Annotated in this window: 11 protein-coding genes and 1 pseudogene; 8 read left to right on the forward strand and 4 right to left on the reverse strand. The window is 58.4% G+C overall.

All coding sequences use genetic code 11. From position 1 onward, the window contains the following. Positions 1–112: 112 nt before the first annotated feature. Positions 113–642: pseudogene (locus tag BN874_RS25300) on the forward strand (RNA-guided endonuclease IscB); the annotation flags it as partial. A 27-nt stretch (positions 643–669) separates the two neighbouring features. Further along, positions 670–1,713: an acetyl-CoA carboxylase carboxyltransferase subunit alpha gene (locus BN874_RS01400; RefSeq protein WP_081756057.1), complete on the forward strand. Its 1,044-nt coding sequence runs from the start codon at positions 670–672 to the stop codon at positions 1,711–1,713. A gap of 19 nt (positions 1,714–1,732) precedes the next feature. On the opposite strand, the gene BN874_RS01405 is transcribed toward BN874_RS01400, so the two are convergent. Next, on the reverse strand, positions 1,733–4,942 hold the full coding sequence (locus BN874_RS01405) for a bifunctional diguanylate cyclase/phosphodiesterase (RefSeq protein WP_051497287.1): 3,210 nt from the start codon (positions 4,940–4,942) through the stop codon (positions 1,733–1,735). A 94-nt stretch (positions 4,943–5,036) separates the two neighbouring features. Here BN874_RS01405 and BN874_RS01410 point away from each other — a divergent pair, with 94 nt between their 5' ends. From BN874_RS01410 to BN874_RS01425, 4 genes are all read left to right on the forward strand, one after another. Continuing rightward, the gene (locus tag BN874_RS01410; RefSeq protein WP_034430398.1) at positions 5,037–6,506 is read left to right on the forward strand and encodes a cryptochrome/photolyase family protein; all 1,470 of its coding nucleotides are present in this window, start codon (positions 5,037–5,039) and stop codon (positions 6,504–6,506) included. Between the two features lie 58 nt (positions 6,507–6,564). Next, a complete protein-coding gene (locus BN874_RS01415) occupies positions 6,565–7,311 on the forward strand; it encodes a hypothetical protein (RefSeq protein WP_154724698.1) in 747 nt (248 codons plus the stop codon). 192 nt (positions 7,312–7,503) lie between these two features. Beyond that, positions 7,504–9,312 (forward strand): ATP-binding protein, encoded by a 1,809-nt coding sequence (locus tag BN874_RS01420; protein WP_051497288.1) that lies wholly within the window; start codon positions 7,504–7,506, stop codon positions 9,310–9,312. Then, positions 9,278–10,672, forward strand: coding sequence for a GGDEF domain-containing response regulator (locus tag BN874_RS01425; RefSeq protein WP_051497289.1), 1,395 nt, complete (start codon positions 9,278–9,280; stop codon positions 10,670–10,672). Before BN874_RS01420 ends, BN874_RS01425 begins: the two co-directional genes overlap by 35 nt. Before the next feature lie 3 nt (positions 10,673–10,675). On the opposite strand, the gene lgt is transcribed toward BN874_RS01425, so the two are convergent. After that, entirely contained in the window at positions 10,676–11,464 is a 789-nt protein-coding gene (gene lgt / locus BN874_RS01430) for a prolipoprotein diacylglyceryl transferase (RefSeq protein ID WP_034430401.1), read from the reverse strand. Between the two features lie 26 nt (positions 11,465–11,490). Beyond that, on the reverse strand, positions 11,491–16,107 hold the full coding sequence (locus BN874_RS22020) for a PAS domain S-box protein (RefSeq protein ID WP_081756059.1): 4,617 nt from the start codon (positions 16,105–16,107) through the stop codon (positions 11,491–11,493). Between the two features lie 292 nt (positions 16,108–16,399). On the opposite strand from BN874_RS22020, the gene BN874_RS01440 reads away from it, so the two are divergent. Continuing rightward, complete coding sequence (locus tag BN874_RS01440; protein WP_034430402.1) at positions 16,400–17,527, forward strand: RNA-guided endonuclease InsQ/TnpB family protein; 1,128 nt, start codon at positions 16,400–16,402, stop codon at positions 17,525–17,527. 72 nt (positions 17,528–17,599) lie between these two features. After that, positions 17,600–18,436, forward strand: a complete 837-nt coding sequence (gene pssA / locus BN874_RS01445; protein ID WP_051497313.1) for a CDP-diacylglycerol--serine O-phosphatidyltransferase — start codon at positions 17,600–17,602, stop codon at positions 18,434–18,436. Here the strand turns inward: pssA and treY are convergent. After that, entirely contained in the window at positions 18,427–21,231 is a 2,805-nt protein-coding gene (treY, locus tag BN874_RS01450; RefSeq protein ID WP_034430492.1) for a malto-oligosyltrehalose synthase, read from the reverse strand. The genes pssA and treY overlap by 10 nt on opposite strands. Between the last annotated feature and the right edge of the window lie 19 nt (positions 21,232–21,250).

Genomic DNA, 21,250 nt, shown 5'->3' on the forward strand with positions numbered 1-21,250 from the left:
TTTTGCTTGACCTATGAGGGATGCTTGAAGCTCTGATTGTTCAAGAGGTTCCATACACTGAGGTATTTTCCGTCCACGAGGCCGAAACCAAAAACTGTCCGAACCATTGCTATTAAAGGATGCGGCGGCGGTCAATTCGACCCGATGGGTACTCTTCAATACCCTCAAGACCATGGGATTACCGGTCACCACCGGCTCAGGCGGAAGGACGAAATTCAATCGGATGCGGTTAGAAATTCCGAAGACCCATGCGCTGGATGCGGCTTGTGTGGGCGATATGGACGAAATCAGAGATTGGAATAAACCGACTTTAGCGATTAAAGCGACTGGACGCGGTAGTTATCAGCGAACCCGACTCAATGCCTATGGATTCCCGCGCGACAGAAACGCATTAAAGGTTTCCAGACCGGGGATAGGGTGAAAGCCGAAGTCACCCAAGGCAGGAAAATAGGCTCCTATCTTGGGCGGGTAGCGATTCGCGCATCGGGAAGTTTCAATCTTCAAACCGCTCAAGGGGTGATCCAAGGGATGGGCTATCGGTACTGTAAAGTCATTCAGCGCGCGGATGGTTATGGCTATTCGCAACCACTTAACCCAAAAGAAGCCGAACTTCGTTCGGCCCGCTATCCCTCCCCGGCATAAAGGCCGGGGTCTCTCGCGGAGATTCTGATGAACCCGAATGATTGTCTGGATTTCGAGAAACCCATCGCCGAACTGGAGGCGATGGTGAAGGAATTGCGGCATCTCTGCGCCGATCAGGATCTCAATATCGGTGACGAAATCGCCCGACTGGAAGCCAAGAGCAAGGCGCTGACCGACTCCATCTTCGCCAGTCTGACTCCATGGCAGATTTCCCAGATCGCCCGTCACCCGCTGCGACCCTACACCCTGGATTATGTAGAGCGACTGTTCACCGATTTTGTGGAACTGCACGGCGACCGCGCCTTCGCGGACGATCACGCGATTATCGGGGGGCTGGCGCGGTTGGAAGGTCGACCGGTGCTGGTCATCGGCCACCAGAAGGGGCGCGACACCAAGGAGAAGATTTATCGCAATTTCGGCATGCCGCGCCCGGAGGGCTACCGCAAAGCGTTACGGCTGATGAAACTGGCGGAGCGCTTCCGGTTGCCGGTGATCACCTTTATTGACACGCCCGGCGCCTATCCGGGCATCGGTGCCGAGGAACGCGGCCAGAGCGAAGCCATTGCCCGTAATCTGTTTGAAATGAGTCGGCTGCGGGTGCCGATCCTCTGCGTGGTCATCGGCGAGGGCGGCTCCGGCGGTGCGTTGGCGATTGGAGTAGGCGACCGGGTGTTGATGCTGCAATATGGCACCTATTCAGTGATTTCTCCGGAAGGCTGCGCCACGATCCTGTGGAAGAGCGCCGACCGGGCGCCCGAAGCTGCCGAAGCGATGGGGCTGACGGCCGGGCGGTTGCTCAAGCTCCATCTGATTGACGGCATTATTCCTGAACCCCCAGGCGGGGCTCATCGTGACTTGGAGCGGATGGCAGACAACCTACGCACGGCGCTCTGCGAGCAATTGCAGCCGTTGGCAGCGCTGGCGGTGGACGAGCTGCTGGAACAGCGCTACCGGCGATTGATGGCGTATGGGGTATTCCGGGAAGCTGCCCCGGTCACGCCGGCGCAATCGTCCTGGTCCAGTAGTGTGGTGGCGTTATTGGGGAAAGACAGCTTGTTGGGCAAGGACTAGGCGCGGCTCTAACCGCTGGCTACGCCACCGGCAGCGTGTTTTGCGCCAACAACCGGGCGAATTCGACGGCGGGCAACGGACGGCTAAAGTAATAGCCCTGGACCTGATCGCAACCTTGATTGCGCAGAAACGCAAGCTGGAAATCGGTTTCCACCCCTTCGGCAATCGTGTTGAGTTTCAAGCTGTGCGCCAGTTGCACCACCGCACGGACAATCGCCGCGCTGTCCGCGTCGCTGGCCAGGCCGCGCACGAAGGATTGGTCGATCTTGAGGGTATGCACCGCCAGCTTTTGCAAATAACTCAGGCTGGAGTAGCCGGTGCCGAAGTCGTCAATGGACAGTCGCAACCCCATCGCCCGCAACTGCCGCACTGTTCGCAGCGCATTGTCGGTGTCCTGGATCAGGATGGATTCGGTCAGCTCCAATTCCAGCCATTCCGGCGCCAAGCCGCATTCTGTCAATGCCTGATTGACGGCATCCAGCAGATCAGTGCGCTGGAATTGCAGAGCGGACAGATTGACCGCAACGGTGATTCGCGGCAACCCGGCCTGCTGCCAAGCGTGGATTTGTCGGCAAGCTTCCCGCATCACCCATTCGCCTATCGGAACGATGAGACCGCTGTCCTCGGCGATAGGGATGAATTGTCCGGGCGACACCAATCCCCGTTCAGGATGTTGCCAGCGTAGCAGCGCCTCGACGCCCACGATCCGGTCAATCCTCAGATCGATCTGTGGCTGGTAGTGCAGCAGAAGTTCATTGCGCTCCAGCGCATGACGTAAATCGGTTTCCAGTTGCAAGCGTTCGAGGGTGTTGACGTTCATGCTGGCGGTGAAAAACCGATAGGTGTTTCCACCGCCGTTTTTGGCGTAGCGCAATGCGGCGCCGGCCTGCTTGAACAGGCTATCGCGATCCTGGCCGTGGTCGGGATAAAGACTAATACCGATGCCGGCGGTGACCCCAATGCTGTGATCGGCGATTTGCACCGGCTGGCGGTCGAGGCATTCAAGCAGATGACGCGCTACATGGCCTGCGCCTTCGTGACCGGTATCCGGCAACACAATCATGAATTCGTCGCTGCCCTGCCGACTGAGGGTGTCGGTGTCGCGCAACATCTGATGCAGCCGCATGGCGACTTTTTGCAGCAACTGATCGCCCAGCGCATGGCCGAGCGAGTCATTGACCAGCTTAAAGCGATCCAGGTCGAGAAGCAGCAGCGCTACCGACGACTGGCTTCGCTCCGCCTGGGACAGCGCCTGATCCAGCCGGTCTTGCAACAACAGCCGATTGGGCAGCGCGGTTAGAGGATCGTGGTGGGCGAGGAATTCGATCTGGTCAACGCGGGCCTTGTGCTCGCTGAGGTCGCTGAAAATGCCGACATAATGGGTCAGATGGCCTTGGGGATCGTGTACTGCACTGATGCCCAGCCATTCGGGATAAATTTCTCCAGTCTTGCACCGATTCCAGATTTCTCCCTGCCAACGTCCAGTGACGGTCAGTGCGCGCCACATCTCCTGGTAAAAATCGCGGCCGTGCCGGCCCGAAGCCAGCAGGCGCGGGGTTTGACCGACCGCCTCGGCAGCGGAATAACCGGTGATGTCGCTAAACGCACGATTCACCCACAAGATGCGGGTGTCGGCAGCGGTGACCGTAATCGCTTCCCGGCTGCTCTCGAACACTTGGGTTGCCAGCCGGAGGTCTGCCTCGGCCTGCTTGCGCTCGGTGATGTCGCGGCTGCTGATCACCGCGCCGATGACCGCGCCAGCAGGATTGCACAGCGGATTACCGACGACTTCCAGCCAGAGGTAATCACCGTTGGCGTGCTGATGACGGATCTCAGTCCGTCCGGCCTCACGCTGGGTGAGTGACGCCTGGCAAGTTTTAATCGCCGTTTCGCGGTCTTCAGGATGGACTCCGGCGAATATCGAACGGCCCAGCAGTGCTTGCGGGTCATAGCCCAGCACGGCGCGATAGGAAGGGCTGGCATACAGAATCGTGCCGGTAATGTCGATCTGACACACCAGGTCGCGCATGTTATCGGCCAGGCGGCGAAATTGATCTTCGCTGTTCTGCAACGCCGTCTCCGCATACTGTCGGGCGATGGCTTCCCCAACATTGCCAGCAATGTTTTGCAGAATGCGCTGTTCGGCTGAGGTCCATTGGCGTTCGCGGCGACAATCATCCAAGCCGATGAAGCCCCAGAATTCGCCGTGGACACTAATCGGCACGATCAGCAGAGAAAGGATCTCTTGCGATTCCATCATCGCCCGCACGGATGCCGGCAAATCCCGCACCAGACCGGCAATGGGGGCATTCGCAGCCAGTACCTCCCGCCAGTGTGAAAAACCGGCGGCTTCATAGGACAGATTCTGAAGTTCCGGATTATCGATCTGTGTACTCACCCGCTCGGCGCACCATTCATGGCGCTGGCTCATCCGCAAATCGCCGGTGTGCGGGCAGCAGTGATTTTCGAACAGGTAAATTCGATCCACGTCAGTGATTTCCCCCAACTGCGCAAAACAGCTTGCAATCGCCAACACCGGATCGGGTTCCCGCAACAACCGGGCCGCCGTCAGTGCGGCCACTTCCAGCAGGGCATCGCGCTGGGTCAGCGCCGTCTCGATCCGCTTGCGCTCCGACAGATCAAGATCCAGGCAGTACATTTCCTGCTGGTTCTGGTCGGTAGTCAGCATGATATGGCTGGAAAACACCGGCACCAGCGAACCGTCTTTGCGCAGCAGTTCGAGTTCGCTGCACGGGATCGGTTGGCCTCCCGCGACCCATTCACCAACCGCCTGGATGACAACATCCCGCATGGGCGGCGGGATGATCAAATCCTCTAGCAACCGGCCCAGCGCCTCATCCCGGCAATAGCCGTATAGCCGCTCGCTGGCGGTGTTCCAGAAAATAACCCGGCGATTCTGATCGTAACCCTGCACCGAGATGTTCGGAATCTCCTCCAGCATACGGCGGAATTTCAGCTCACTCTCGTGGAGCGCTGCCGCACGTTCATGCGCTAACACCTCGGCAGCGGCCTCCCGCACCAGCGCCTGGCGCAGGGTCCAAGCCAGCAGTGCGGTTCCGAGCAGCCCTATCGGTAAAATCAACCCATACCGGGCGATGCTCTGCTGTTCGATCAAAAACAATGCACTGGTCAGGCCCAAACCCAGCACAAGGGTCAGCGGTACGCTGAACCAGCTTGAAACCATGGGGCGGGATTCGGCAATTCGCATGAGCGTGTTAACCAATCAACGTGGCGTTTGCTTGATGGAGTCTGTAAAGCATAATCCAAAAATGAGTCACCTAACGGTCTTGAGGGAGATCGCCATGTCCACCGCACTGGTCTGGTTCCGCCGCGACTTGCGGCTCGCTGATCATCCTGCCCTACACCACGCCGCGCTGGCGCATCAACGGGTGATTCCAGTTTACATTCACGCTCCGCAGGAAGACGCGCCGTGGTCACCCGGCGCGGCGGCGCGCTGGTGGCTGCATTACAGTCTGAGGGCGCTCAATGTCGCGCTCGAACAACACGGATCCCATCTGGTCATCCGCCAAGGCGACAGCCTGGCAACGCTGCGTGAACTCATTGGTGAAACTGGCGCAACCGCCGTGTACTGGAACCGGCTCTATGAACCGGCGACCATCGCTCGCGACCGCGTGATCAAGGCCGCGTTGCGCGCCGACGGCATCATCGCTGAAAGCCGTCCAGCGGCGCTGCTGATTGAGCCGTGGACGGTGTTGAAAGCGGATGCAACGCCTTATCAGGTCTTTACCCCGTTCTGGAAAGCCTGCCTGCTGAAACTACCGCCCGCTGCGCCATTGCCGGTGCCGCTGCTGGCCGGTTCCGCACTCTGGCCAGCAGCAGTGCCGCTCGAAACTCTGGAGTTGCTGCCGCGCATCGGTTGGGATGCAGGTTTGGCTGCGGCGTGGCAACCGGGCGAAACCGGGGCGCTGAGGCAACTGGAGCGCTTCTGTGCAACCGCGTTGACCGGCTATGCCCAGTGGCGCGACTGGCCGGGGCAGGAGGGGGTATCGCGGTTGTCACCGCATCTGCATTTCGGTGAACTCAGCCCCCGCCAAATCTGGGCGGCGGCGGCACTGGCGACGAGTGGCGATCCGTTGGCCAACAAGGGCGCGGCAACCTATCTGCGGGAAATCGGCTGGCGGGAATTTGCCCATTACGTCCTCTACCACTGGCCGCACACCCCGGAGCAGCCATTGCAGGCTCGCTTCACCGCCTATCCGTGGCGCGAGGATTACGCCGATTTGTTGTGCGCCTGGCAGCAAGGCCAGACCGGCTATCCGCTAGTGGACGCAGGAATGCGGCAACTGTGGCAGACCGGCTGGATGCACAATCGGGTACGGATGCTGGTGGCCTCATTTTTGGTCAAGAACTGCCGTATTCCCTGGCAGGAAGGCGCCCGCTGGTTCTGGGATACGCTGGTGGATGCCGATCTGGCCAGCAACACCCTCGGCTGGCAATGGACTGCCGGCTGTGGCGTCGATGCCGCGCCCTACTTCCGCGTCTTCAACCCGATGCTTCAAGGTGAAAAATTCGACCCGGACGGCGCTTATGTCCGGCGCTGGCTGCCGGAACTGGCGTCACTGCCGGCCTCGTTCCTGCATCAACCCTGGACGATGCCGCCGGCTGAACCCGCTGCAACAGCGTTCACACTAGGCAGGCATTATCCGCATCCAGTGGTGGATTTTGCCGCCAGTCGCACTGAGGCTTTAGCCGGTTATGAACGCATTAAAGCCGGAACGCCGGCGGATGAAGGTAACGCTTTCCGAACCTAAGCAGCCGCTGCGGGTCTGTTGCGGTAGCTATTTTTGCATGACCACGGAGGACAAAACGGTGCCGCTTCCCAAGATGACGAAATACCTGAACGCCGCTACCTTCGGCATGTTGTTGCTGGCCGATGCCGTTCTGCCCACCTGGGCTACCACCAGCAACCGGCAAGAGGAGGTCTTCCAGGGCGTCGCCCGCGACGAGCGCGGCGAGATCGCCTATACCGAAGAACACCGCATGATTTATCAGGACGGTCGCCCCCAGCGCAACGAAACCCGCTACCGGGACGCCCAGGGCCAGGAAATTGCGGTATTGAACTCCAATTTCACCACGCACCCCTATGTACCCAGCTATTCCTTCGAGGATCGCCGCTTTGGCCGGCAAGATGGCACCTTTGTAGATGGCGCTTGGGTCAAAATTTACGGTCGCGCCGATCAGAACGCGCCGGTTCAGCAGGAGCGAGTACGGCTGGAGGAAAACATGGTCACCGGTCAGGGCCTGCATCTGTACTTGCGCGACCACATGGAGCAACTCTCGAAAAGTGACGATATCCAGCAGGTGCGCTTCCTGGTGCCGCTGGAAGGCCGCGACTTCATGTTTCGCATCCGCCGGCTGGATACCGCCAGCGAACCCGGAACAGTTGGGCTCAATATCGAAGCGGATAGCTGGTTGTTGCGACTGGTGGCGCCCAAGCTGGAAGTCCGCTACGACCGCGAGACCCGCCGGCTCCTGTCCTATCGCGGCGCATCCAACCTGCTCAACGCCGATCAAGATGTGCAGAACGTCACCATCACTTACCGCTATCCCAATTAAACCGCTGTCCGTTCCTCGCATATCCCTCCGGTAGAACCGGCTTGTAGCACGAGCTTCCAGCCGTGTTCAGTTCACGAGCTGGAAGCTCGTGCCACGCCTCATGTTCCAAGAAACGGTATAAGATCAAGCCCGTTGGCGCTTATGGCTTGGGAATAACCCACCGGTTCCAACGCATTGCTGAGGGATAGATCAATGCCTTGGAAAATCCATCGTTTTATCGTTGCCACAGCGCTGGTCGCCTTGGCGGCGGTGCTGCGCATCTGGCCCTTGCAGGTTCTGGGATCGATCCTAGTCTGGTTGACATTTTACCCAGCCGTCATGGTCGCAGCGATCTACGGCGGACTTTCGTCCGGTTTGCTGTCCACCGGGTTAGCCTGCCTGACGGTGATTTTCCTGTGGCCATTGCTCGTTACTCAACCCTTCATTAAAAGCCTTGCTGATTGGCTGGGCTTGGCGATTTTCGTCCTGACTGGGATGCTGATCTCCAGCGTGGCCGAGGCCATGCTCCGCGCCAATGCCCGGGCCAAACGGGCGCAGGAGCAAGCTGAGGCTTCGAACAAGGCCAAAAGCACTTTTCTGGCCAATATGAGCCACGAATTGCGCACGCCATTGAACGCCATCCTGGGTTTCTCCAACCTGATGCGCTATAGCGCCGGCCTTTCCGACGATCAGCGCCAAACCCTCGACCTGATCAACCGCAGCGGCGAACACCTGCTGAGTCTGATTAACGATGTGCTGGATATGGCCAAGGTCGAAGCTGGACGCATCAGTGTGGACAATGCGCCCTTCAACTTGCGGGAGTTGACGCAGGACGTGATCGATCTGAACCGGGTGCGGGTTGAAGAAAAAGGACTGCAATTGCTCCTGGATCAGCCGGCGGATTTACCGCGCCTGGTGGACGGCGATGCCGCCAAACTTCGCCAGTCGCTGATCAATCTGGTCGGCAACGCGATTAAATACACCGCTCAGGGCCAAGTGATTCTGCATGTCAGCACCCGCCCCGATGATGACCCGCAACGTCTGTGGTTGATTTTTGTTGTGGAAGACACCGGCGTCGGCATTGCGGCGCCTGACCAAGCGCGGATTTTTGAACCGTTCGTCCAGCTCAGCCAGTACACCTTGCAGAAAGGCACCGGCTTGGGATTGACCATCACCCGCCGGTATATCGAGTTGATAGGCGGTTCGATCACGGTTGACAGCGTTCCAGGACAAGGCTCGCGTTTCCGCATGGAAATACCGGTCGGTCGGGTGGACGCCGCAATCATCGATGCCGTCAGCCGTCGTCCTGCGCGAGTCATCGGGTTGGAGCCGGGCCAGCCGGAATTCCGCATCCTGATTGTTGAAGATCAAGAAGAAAACTGGCTGCTGTTACAACGGCTTCTGGAAGGGGCCGGCTTCACGGTGCGCGTGGCCGAGAACGGTTTGCTCGGCGTCGAAGCGTTTCAAGTCTGGCAACCGCATTTCATCTGGATGGACGTGCGGATGCCGGTCATGGATGGTCTGGAAGCGGCGCGGCAGATCCGGGCGCTGAAAGATGGGGCCACGGTGAAAATCGCCGCATTGACTGCCTCGGTGTTCAAGGAAGAACGCGACCGGATTATGGCGGCGGGCATGGACGACTTCATCCGCAAGCCTTATCAGATGCAGGAGATTTTTGATTGCCTGACCCGCCACTTGGGCGTTCGTTTTCTCCATGAGGAGCCGGAGGCGAATGCTGATGTTTTAGCGCCGACTGCCAATATATCGCTTGAAGATCTGGCAGACCTGCCGCAACAACTCCGGCAGCTCTTGAGCGCCGCCCTGATCCGCCTCGATCCGGCGCAAGTCACTGCGATTATTCACCAAATTACTGATATAAATAAATCACTTGGAGATACACTGGCGTATCATGCAGACCGGCTGGCTTACACGACCCTGCTGCGGTCGCTGAATGCTGACCCGCCCGATACCACTGGAAAGCGCATTGATGAACACCGAAACGATCTTGATTGTCGACGATGATTTAGCGTCGCTCAGGTTGTTGATGGAGATTCTGACTGCGGAAGGCTACCAAGTGCGTCCCGCCGACAGCGGAGAACTGGCGCTGGCAGCAGTCGAGGCGCAGCCGCCAACACTGATCCTGCTCGACCTTTTAATGCCGGGCATGGACGGTTTTGAGGTGTTGCGGCGCATTAAAGCTCGTGAGAAAAGTCGCGCGATCCCGGTAATCTTCCTCAGCGCCGCCACCGAAACCGAACACCGGGTCGCCGGTTTCAAACTGGGTGCCGTAGATTTTGTGTCCAAACCCTTCCAGCGGGATGAATTGCTGGCCCGAGTCCAGACCCACTTGGAACTGTTCCGTTTGCGCACTCAACTCGAACAACGGGCCGCCGAGTTGCAGTCGATAAACGAACGCCTGCTGATTGCAGAACTGGCCGAGCGCAAGCGCTCAGAGAACGCGCTACACGAGAGTGAACAGCTCTTGAAATTGATCATTGACACCCTGCCGGTAGGGGTATGGCTCATGGACGCCCAAGGAACCGTTGTTTCAGCCAACCCGGCGGGGCAACAGATTTGGGCCGGAATCCGTTCCGTCGATATCGATCATCTGGAGGAATACAAGGCGTGGCGACTTGACAGCAACAAGCAGATAGAAGCCCGTGAATGGGCCGGCGCACGGGCCGTCGAAAAAGGCGAAACCTCGCTGGGCGAGGAAATCGAGATCGAGTGTTTTGATGGTACCCACAAGATCATCCTCAATTCGGCCTTGCCCATTCGCGGCAGCGATGGGCGCATCAAAGGCGCTATCGTCGTTAACCAGGACATCACTGCGCGCAAGGCCGCCGAAGACGAGATCAAACATCTGGCTTTCCATGATCTCCTGACCCAGTTGCCGAACCGGCGACTGCTGCTGGATCGGCTGCATCAGGCGATGGCGGCCAGCGCCCGCAACGGGCGAGAGGGGGCGCTGCTGTTCATCGACCTGGATCATTTCAAAATCCTCAACGACACCCTCGGCCATCACTATGGCGACCTGCTGCTGCAACAGGTCGCCGCCCGGCTGATCACCTGCGTGCGCGAAGGCGACACTGTGGCTCGTTTGGGCGGCGACGAGTTTGTGGTGATGCTGGAAGACCTGAGCGGGAATCCCCAAGAAGCTGCTGCTCAGGCCCGGATTGTCGGCGAGAAAATTCTGGCTACCCTTAACCAGCCCTACTGGCTGTCCAGCTACGAACACCACAGTACCCCAAGCATCGGCGTCGCCCTGTTCAGCGACCATCGGGAAACGGTCGAGCAACTGTTCAAACGGGCCGACTTGGCCATGTATGAAGCCAAGATGGCAGGCCGCAACGCGCTGCGCTTCTATGTCGCCGTTCCCTGAATCTCAGCCGCCCCGGTGCCGATACGCCAGCCCCAGCAGAATCAACCCCACCGCGACCATCGGCAGCGATAACACTTGACCCATGGTCAGCCAACCGAAGGCCAGATAACCGAGTTGTGCATCCGGCTGACGGACGAATTCCACCAGAAACCGGAACCCGCCGTAGCCGAGCGCAAACACCCCCGACACCGCCATGGTCGGGCGCGGCTTGGCCGAGAACAGCCACACAATCACAAACAGTGCTACCCCTTCCAACGCCATTTGGTACAACTGCGAGGGATGACGCGGTAACGAATCGCCGGTCTGACGAAACACCATGCCCCACGGCAGGTCGGTCACTTTTCCCCACAGTTCGCCATTGATGAAATTGCCGATCCGCCCAAAGAACAGCCCCGGTGGAATCAGCGGCGCGATGAAATCAACGGTCTGCCAAAATCCTTGTTGATATTTGCGGGCGAACAGCGCCATCGCCAGCAGCACCCCAAGAAAACCGCCGTGAAACGACATCCCGCCTTCCCAGACCCGGAACAGGATCAGCGGATGGTGCAGAAACCCGTCGAAGCCATAGAACAGGATATAGCCGACCCGGCCCCCGAGGATGACGCCCAGGGCGATGTAGAACACCAGATCATCCATCTGTGCGGCGGTCCAGCCGGAACCGGGTTGTTTGACCCGGTAACGGCCCAAGGCCCAGCCGATCAGAAAGCCGAGCAAATACATCAGGCCGTACCAGCGTACTTGCAGCGGCCCCAGACTGAACGCCACCGGGTCGAAATCAGGATGAATCAACATGGAAAACTCCGTGGAAAATAGCCAAATCAACGAACCATCGGGTCGCCCGCGCTATATATCGGGTTGCGTAACAAAGTCACGAAGGCGTCGGCGGGGACCGGCGGACTGGTTAAATAGCCCTGATACTGGTCGCAGCCCTTGAGCTGCAAGAACGCCAGTTGCTCAGCGGTTTCCACCCCTTCGGCCAGCACCTTGAAGCCCAGGATATGGCCCATCGCAATAATGGTGGCGGCAATCTCCATATCATCGCGTTGATGCGGGATGTCATCCACAAAGCTCTTGTCAATCTTCAGCACATCGAGTGGGAACCGCTTGAGATAGGCCAGCGACGAATAGCCGGTGCCGAAGTCGTCCATCGCCAGATGCAGTCCCAGACCGCGCAGCCGTTCCAGAATCGTCACCGCTTCCGTCTCACGCTGCATCAAGGCGCTTTCGGTCAATTCCAGCTCCAGCCACTCAGCAGGGAAACCGGTGTCGCTCAAAATCTGCATGACGGTGGCGGCAATGTCGCCTTGATGAATCTGGCGGGCGGAAAGATTGACCGCCAGGGTCAGCGGCGGCAGACCCGCATCCAGCCAGACTTTGCCCTGACGGCAGGTTTCCCGCAGCACCCATTCACCGATGACGCTGATCAGCCCGGTTTCTTCCGCCAGCGGAATAAAGCGGGCCGGCGAGATCAAGCCCTGTTCCGGGTCTTGCCAGCGCACCAGGGCTTCCGCGCCGACAATCCGCCCAGTGGCGATATCCACTTGCGGTTGATAGTAAACCCGCAACTGCTGATCATTGATCGCGTGGCGCAAGCGGGCTTCCAGTTCAATCCGCTGGCGGGTGGCCTCGGTCAAATCGGCGGAGAAATACTGAAAGCGCCCGCGCCCTTCATTTTTGGCCTGATACAGCGCGGCGTCGGCCTGTTGCAACAGTTCTTCCGCGCTGTGGCCGTGGGCCGGGAACAGACTGATGCCGACGCTGGCACCGAGTCGCAATTCAGCGCCATTGGCTAACTGCCAGGGTTCGCTGAGCAGGCTGATAATCTCCATTGCTACCCGCGCCGCGTCCTGCGGCTGGACCAAATTCTCCAGCAGCACCGCGAATTCATCGCCGCCCAGCCGGGTGACGGTATCCGCGCTGCGCAAGCGGCTGGTCAGCCGCTCCGCCACCTGTTGCAACAGCGCATCGCCCGCAGAATGCCCATAACTGTCATTCACATCCTTGAAGCGATCCAGATCCATCACCAGCAGGGCAAGCGCCTCGTCGTCACGGCGGGCAATGTCAATGCCGTGTTGCAACTGAGCGGACAGCAGCAGGCGATTGGGCAGACCAGTCAGCGGATCGTAGTGAGCCAGAAAATCCAACCGTTGTTCAGACGCCTTGAGCGAGGACAGATCGGTAAATACGCCCACATAGTGGGTCACGACGCCGGTGGCATTCTTGACCGCGCTGATGCTGAGCAGCTCAGGAAATTCCTTGCCGTCCTTGCGCCGGTTCCAGATCTCGCCCTGCCAATGCCCAGTCGCGCGCAGGCTGACCCACATTGCGGCGTAGAACGCCGGGGTTTGCCGACCGGAATGCAGCAGGCGCGGGGTCTGGCCCTGCACCTCGGCCTCGGTGTAACCCGTTAGGTCGCAAAAGGCCCGGTTGACCCGCAAAATCCGCTCGTCGGCATCGGTGATAGTGATGCCTTCGCGGGTGTTCTCGAACACGGTAGCGGCCTGACGCAATCGCTCCTCGGCGCGCAGCCGCTCAGTGACATCGTGTGCCAGCACCACTTCAGCCCGCCGCCCGGCGAATTCGAGAATATGGGAAGTAATCTCGACCTCAATCAATGAACCGTCCTTTTTACGATGTTTCCAGATTCCGGCTTCATCAATGTGGTGGTTTTGCACCTGGGCGATATTGTCCAGCAGGCGCGGCACCGCTTCGGGCGGACGAATATCGGCAATGGTCATGTTCAGGAACTGGTCCCGGCTGAAGCCGTAGTGCTGAATGGCGGCATCATTCACCGCCAGAAAGCTCAGGGTTTCCAGGTCATAAACCCACATCGGCAGTGGGTGCGCTTCAAACAGGTGGCGATATTGCAGCTCGCGCTGGCGCAACGCCACCAGCGCCCAGTTGCGCTCGGTGACATCAGCGGCCATGCTCATCGCCAGGCGACGGCCATCGGCCAGACTGCCCAGCGCCACCGAACTGAACTCCCAGTCGCGCTGTGAGCCGTCTTTGCAAGTGATTCGATATTCTCCCTGCGCTACCCGTTGCTGCAAATCGTAGAGCTGATTAATCACAACCCGCACCGCCTGTTGCCGCTCGCCGTAGGCCAGTCCGGTCCAGTCGGCAATGGTGGGGATGTCGGCGCGGGCATAGCCGCTGATCTCGGTCCAGGTTCGGCTCAAGGCCAGCACTTCGCCATTTTCAGCGTGAATCATGATCGGAAACGGCGCTTCGTCTATTGCCCGGCGGAACCGCTCCTGACTTTCCCGCAACGCCTGTTCAGCTTCCAGATGAGCGGCGTCGGCCTCGGCAATTTCCAGGGCATAGGCAATATCGCCCGCCAGTTCCTCCATTAGCGTGATCTCTTCCGCATCAAAGAAATCCGCTTCATCGGCATAAAGACTGATCGCGCCGCGGATTGCACCCTGCACCGTCAGCGGCAACGCAATCAAAGCACGATAACCCAGCGCCAAGGCTTTTTCCCGCCACGGCCCCATCGCCGAATCGTGTTCAATGTTGTTGCAGACGGTGGTTTGACCGGTGCGCAGGGCAACGCCGGCCGGCCCCTCGCTGCGCGGACCGACCAGGGTGATGTGAGCCTCATTGACATAATCACCGACCTGTCCAGCTTGAGCGACTGGCCGCACCCAGCCGGTCTGCGGGTTGAGCAGCCCGATCCAGGCCATGCGAAAGCCACCATCGCGCACCGCAATATGGCAGGCTTCGCGGAACATCCATTCCGGTTCCTTGCGGCGCACGATGGTTTGGTTGATGTTGGACAGCACCCGGTAAAGCCGGTTAAGTTTGCGAATTTGCTCGGTGGCCCGCTGCCGTTCGGTAATGTCATTGATCGTGGCAATGAAAGTCTCCACTTGACCGTCCTTGCGGCGCAAGCATTTGACATCAATCGCCGCAAACACGACCGCGCCATCCTTGCGGATAAACCGCTTGTCCATCCGGTAGCCTTCGGAATCACCGCGCAGCACCCGCTCAAATTCGGCGACATTGGCTTCCAGATCGTCAGGATGGGTGATTTCAGCCCAGGTCATGTCCGCCAGCTCTGCTCGTGGATAGCCCAGAATTTCGCAGAGCCGGTCATTGAATTGCAGCCAGCGTTTGCTTTCCGGCGAAGTGATCGCCATCCCGACAAAGGGCAGGTCGTAGAACTGGCGCAGCAACCGGTCATGGTGGGCGGCCTGAGCCAGCAACTCGAACCGGTGAGCGCGTTGCTGCTGGCTCCAGAGCGCCAGCGCTGCCGCAGTTACGGCGGCAACGGCGAACAGCGCCACCACGCTAACCCAGAACACCAGGCGGTCCAGCGGCGCCATGACTTCAGCGTGATCAATTTTCGCCACCAGATGCCAGCCGGTATCCCCCACCGGACGGAAGGCGGCCAGAACCGGTTCGCCGCGATAATCAATCCCGTGTTGGACGCCAGTCTCGCCGGTGCGCACCGCGACTGCGGCCGGGAGATCAGGGCTGTTGAGCGGCTGGCGAAGACTCAGCGCCGCATCCGGGCGATGACGCAGTTCATTGAGGAATAACACTGATTCGCCGTCGCGGCGCACCAGCAGCGTTTCGGCGCTGGGGCTGGCGGTCGGCCAGCGCCGGATCACCGGAAACAGCAGGTTTTTTGGCCCGATATGCAGCACCACCACGGCGACCGGGCGCTGGCCTTCCCGCTCCGCCACCATGAGCGGCGCCACCCAATCCAGGTGAATCTGTCCGGCTTCATCGCGGTAAAGGTCGCTGCGCTGCACCTGGCCCGTGGCGAGCGCCTGGGTCAATAGCGGCTGTAACGGCATAGGAACTCCGGCATGACCGCCCAGATTGATCCGGATTTGCCCTTGGGTATCCAGCAGCATCACTCCTTCATAGCCATAGGCGCTGCGCAGACTTTCCAGGCGTCCCACAATCTCCGCCCGCTGCATCGCGTCGTCCTGGCGCAACCACTGTTCGACCTGTGCGGCAAAACTGGCGCTGCGGGTCTGTATTTCACTATCGCCCTGGCGTTCGCCCAGCCATTGAATAATCTGATTGGCCTTGAGATCGGCAATGGCCTGAAGGTTGGCATAGGCTTCGCGTTCAAGTTGCGGACCATGCAGTTGCACGATGCCAAAACCGAGCAGCGGCGGCAGCAAAGCGAGACTGAAAAAGGTCAGCGCCCAATAACGGCGGCGCGGTTCAGGCGGCGCCGCATCTTCTACGCCGGTCGTGATCAGCGACTCACGCCAGCCACGCAACAGCAAAAAGAGCAAGCCGGCGGTGACAGTGACGAAAGTCAAACCCTTGATGATGCTCAGCCACGTCAGCAAGGCTGGATCAGCGATCACCAGGCTTAACAGCCCATCCGAAGCGATGATCCACAATGCCGCAAACGCCATGTAAAGCAGTGCGACACTACCGACAGTCAGAGGGCGGCGCGATGATGAGGGCATAAGCAGGGTCCATGTGCAAGGTGGCTATCTGGAAAATTTCCGTAAAAATATACTGGATATAGGGCAATCCTAAACAAGTTGTAGCACGGGTAAGATGCCCGTGCTACGTCAATAACTCTTTCTCGTTCCCACGCCGGAGTGTGGGAGCGTGGGAGCCATAATCTCAGCCTCTCACCCTTCTTGGGCGAGAGGCCCCGTCCTTTAGGGCGGGGAGGGAGAGCGCACCGTGCGAAGTACGGTCAAATACCGGTTGATTTGATCTCCATGCTTCTTTGTGAGTATAATTTTCAATATGAAAGTCGTACTGCAAATCAAATTGCTCCCAGATGAAATCCAACACGCAGCGTTGAAAGACACTATGCGTGTCTTCAATGAAGCGTGTAACTTCATTGCCGAAGTGGCGTTTCGGGAGCAATGCGCGTCCAAGTTTGTCTTGCAGAAACGGGTTTATGACGATGTAAGGAAACAGTTTGGGTTGTCGGCACAACTGACGATTCGCGCCATTGCCAAGGTGGTTGAAGCTTATAAGCGCGACAAGTCGAAACACTGCTTTTTCAGACCTACGGGCGCGGTCGTTTACGATCAGCGCATTCTGAGTTTCAAGGGACTGGAAGCGGCCAGTATCCTGACCTTGCAGGGTCGGTTGACCATTCCCATGCACATGGGAGAATACCAGCGCCTTAAAATGGGCCGTGGGCATGGACAAGCTGATTTGGTTCTGGTTGACGGGGTGTTCTATTTGTTGCTGGTCATTGAAACACCCACAGCACCGCCGATTGACCCGAAAGATTTTATCGGGGTTGACCTTGGCATCGTTCAAATCGCCAGTGATTCGGACGGCGAATCGTTCTCTGGCGAAACGGTTGAGAATACCCGCCGTCGCTACCACGAACTGAGAAAAGCCTTGCAAGCCCGTGGATCGCGGTCGGCGCGTCGCCACGTGCAGCGGATCCGGCGCAAAGAATCCAGGTTCAGGAGAAATCAGAATCACGTTATTTCCAAGAAGCTCGTCGAGAAAGCCAAAGACACCGGGCGCGGAATCAAGCTTGAGAATCTCAAGCATATCCGTGAACGGACGACGGTACGGAAATCTGATAGAGCCAAACACAGCGGTTGGTCGTTCTTTCAGCTTCAATCCTTTATCGACTACAAAGCGAAGCGGGAAGGCGTTGTCGTTCAGTATGTTGACCCCCGCAATACTTCGCGCCGATGCGCGATTTGTGGGCATACTGAAAAAGCCAATCGCAAAACCCAATCCCGTTTTCACTGTGTCTCCTGTGGACAGGTGGCGAATGCGGATAAAAACGCGGCGATTAATATCGCTGCACCGGCTCATGTCAATGAGCCTATCGTGGCGCACGATGACAACAACGGAGGGTTTCGAGTGCAGCCACAAGCCCCATCCTTTAGGGCGGGGTAATTGACCCTTCTGAATGATGGCAACGCAATTCCGCGCTCTATGCCGCCCACGACCCGCAAAATGGAGATTGAAATGGCCGAGCCTCTCAAGCCTGCCACCCAGGCCCCCCCCGAAGTTCGCCGTTCGCGCGGTGTGTATCTACTGCCGAATCTGTTCACGACCGCCGCGCTGTTTTGCGGTTTCTACGCCATCATCGCCGCCTTGAACCACCGCTTTGAACCTGCGGCTATTGCGGTGTTTATCGCGATGGTGCTGGACGGGCTGGACGGGCGAGTAGCGCGAATGACCCACACCGAAAGTGAATTTGGTGCCCAATATGACAGCCTGGCTGATTTAGTGTCGTTCGGTTTGGCTCCGGCACTGATCATGTACATCTGGGCGCTGGGCACCATGGCGGAAATGGGACCTTTCCTGTCCAAACTGGGCTGGCTGGCAGCGTTCTTCTATACCGTGATGGCGGCGCTGCGACTGGCCCGCTTCAATGTGCAAATCGGCAGTACCGACAAGCGCTATTTCATCGGGTTGCCCAGTCCATCAGCGGCGGCAGTGATGGCCGGGTTGGTCTGGTTCAGCACCGATCTGGGCCTGAGCGGCGCCCAAGTGCTGTGGCCGGCGCTGATCGTGACGATCAGCGCCGGAGCGCTGATGTTCAGCAACATTCTTTACTTCAGTTTCAAAAAAGTGGATTTGCGCGGGCGGGTACCGTTCATCGCGGTTCTGATCATTGTGCTGCTCTTCGTATTCACCTCGATTGACCCGCCCAAGGTGTTGTTCATCGGCTTCCTGCTGTATGGACTGTCGGGACCGGTGCTGTTGCTGTGGCGCTGGCGCCAGCGCATCCGCCGCCGTGCCCAAGGACCGGGCGATCCGTCCAACTCCCAGGCCGGAGGTCGCTCCGATCAACCCTGACCCGATTCGTTGATCAGCAGCGCCACCGGGAAATGCTGGAATACCTCACGCAGCCACAACGCCTCCTCACCCTGCACAGTCTGCCCACTCAGGGCGTCGTACCAGCGCAGGCGAGAGCCGACAGGGGGTAACACGCGGGTTTCATGCCAGACCGCCTCGCCCAATGGATACTCACCATCCTTGACCAGGCTGTTCGGGAAACGCGGCACCACCACCAGCGCCTGTTGCTCGCCTAGCGTCCGGGCGAACGCCACGACATGCGACTTGAGGCTACCGATGACGGTGAGTTTCTGGTAGGCGCCGTGCTGAAATAAATCCGCCGCCGTCTGGCGCGCCCGCAAAGCTCGAAAAATCAGGAAAAGCTTAATCTGTCCATCCTCGGGCGCCGCCAGTAATTCCGCGATCAACTGGAGGATGTTATCGTTCGCACGGCTTTGGAGCGCCTGGAGCAAAGCGCCGCGCCGCTCAAAGTTGACCGGTCGCCGGTTATCGGGATCGACCAGGCTCAAATCCCATAATTCAGTACCCTGGTAGAAATCAGGCAAGCCGGGCGTGGTGAGTTTGAGCAAGGTCTGACTGAGCGAGTTGAGAATGCCGTAGTGCTGAATCCGCCGTTGAAACGGCAGAAACGCCTGGAGAAAGGGATTGTCCTTGCCCGGTTCCATGACCCGTTCGGCGAAGGCAATCAAGGCGTTCTCGTAGCGACTGTCCGGCTCCAGCCAATTGGTATGAATCTTCGCCTCGCGGATCGCCTTGATCAGATACGCTTTGACCCGCTCGATAAAGGCGGGGTACTCAGCCAGATCGAAGGGATATGCGCCCAGCAGCGTCTGGTACAGCAGGTATTCATCGTCGGTTTCGGGCGCCAGCCGCTCGCCGATGGGCGTCTTGCGCTCCAGATTGATCGCGTGCCATTGCCGCAACTGGCGTTCCCACTCTGCCGGCATTTCCGACAGCACGTTCAGCCGGGCGCGGACATCCTCGCCCCGCTTGGTGTCGTGCGTTGCGCTGGCGTTCATGGCATGAGGCCAGCAGCCCACGCGATGCTGATTGAAGGCGTGGAATTCATCGAGATCGATGCCGAATTGCAACGGTCCCGCTCCCACCTCGTTCAGCGACAGCAACCGGTTATAGACATAAAACACTGTATCTTCAACGCCCTTGGCCATCAACGGCCCGGTGAATTGCTGCAAACGCATCATAAAATGCAGCCACTGGTCTTTGTCCTCAGCCGCCATGTGTTCATCAAAGTCCAGGCGCATGAAGCGTTCGATGAAGGCCAGTTCATTGCGAAAATTAGGAATGTTGATCCGGGCCTGGGCAATGATCTGTCGGATACATTCCTGATCGACCCGACTGGCGCCACTGCGGCCGATGTAGCTGCGATAAATCGGGAACAGCACCATAATCTCGATCAGCGCCACCTGGAGTCCGTACAAGGTGAAATCGCTGGCGTAGCGGTAACGCTCGGAAATCCGCTTGAGTAGATGCGCCAGATTGTCGATGTCGCCAGCCAGATGCTTGTCTACGATCATCCGCTTGTTGCAATCGATCAGTGCCTCGCACGACGTGGTGTTGCCAATAAACGAGTGATAGAGCCGGGTAAATTCCGCTTCAGCGGCCGACTGGCAGAACAGGCCATTGATAATGCCGAGAAAATCGTAGCCGCTGGTGCCCTGGCACGGCCAGTTCACCGGCAATTGTTCGCCGTGTTCGAGGATTTTCTCCACCACCAGATAAACATAGGGTGCCTGTTCGCGCAGGCGATGCAGATACTGCGCCGGGTCGTACAGACCATCGATATGGTCAATCCGTAAACCGCTGATCTTCTCCTCGGCCACCAGCTTCAGGATCAGCTCATGAGTGAAATCAAAGACTTTTTGATCCTCAATCCGTAGCGAAATCAAATCATTGATGGTAAAAAACCGCCGATAATTCAGTTCCTCGTTACCCACTTTCCAGTAGGACAGCCGGAAAAACTGCTCATTGAGCAGACTGTCCAGCAGGTCAAAGCTTTCGGGCTTGCCGGCTTCGCCATTGAAGATGCGGATATTTTCCTCGATGAACGCATGCACTTCGGAACTGCCGTTCCATAACTCCCACAACATCTGCTTGGTGAAGGAAATCTGATCGTAGCGCTCCCGTCCCTCCTTGCCGGACGGAATGTACTTGAGCAGGTAAAGTACCCCCAGAAACTTGACAAAATGCGGATGATTGCGCTCAAGCGTGGCGCGTAACCGCCCCAGATCGTAGGTCAATAGCCGGTAGTAGGACTCGATCCGGATCGGAAACCGAAAATCATAATAGTGGACGGCGAGACCCTGTTCGCTATAGCGCAACTGCAACTCACCGCTTTCCAGACACTCGCCATAGAACTTGCCCAGAAAAGGTGCCAGCACTCGACCGCGAATCCCTTCGTAGAGATGATTCCAGTTGATATCGAAAAATTCGTGATAGGGTGAATCGGGGCCATTTTCCAGCACGTCCACCAATAACTGATTTTGGCTGTTGAAAGCCATGTGGTTGGGCACGATGTCCTGCACCCAGCCGATATTCTTTGTTTTTAGAAACTGAAGAAGCGATTCGAACCGCTTCAGGCCACCCAGTTCAGGATTGATAGCGTGCGCATCCACCACGTCATAACCATGTTGGCTGCCGTGGCGCGGCGTCAGGATTGGCGAAGCATAAATATCGGAGATTCCCAAATCCGCCAGATACGGTGCGATAAGAGCTGCGGCGTCGAAGCCGAAATCGGGGGTGAATTGCAGGCGATAGGTGGCAACAGGGATGTGCATCATGGAATGACCCTCAGCA

The organism is Candidatus Contendobacter odensis Run_B_J11 (assembly GCF_000531125.1).
Classification (GTDB): Bacteria; Pseudomonadota; Gammaproteobacteria; order Competibacterales; family Competibacteraceae; genus Contendibacter; species Contendibacter odensensis.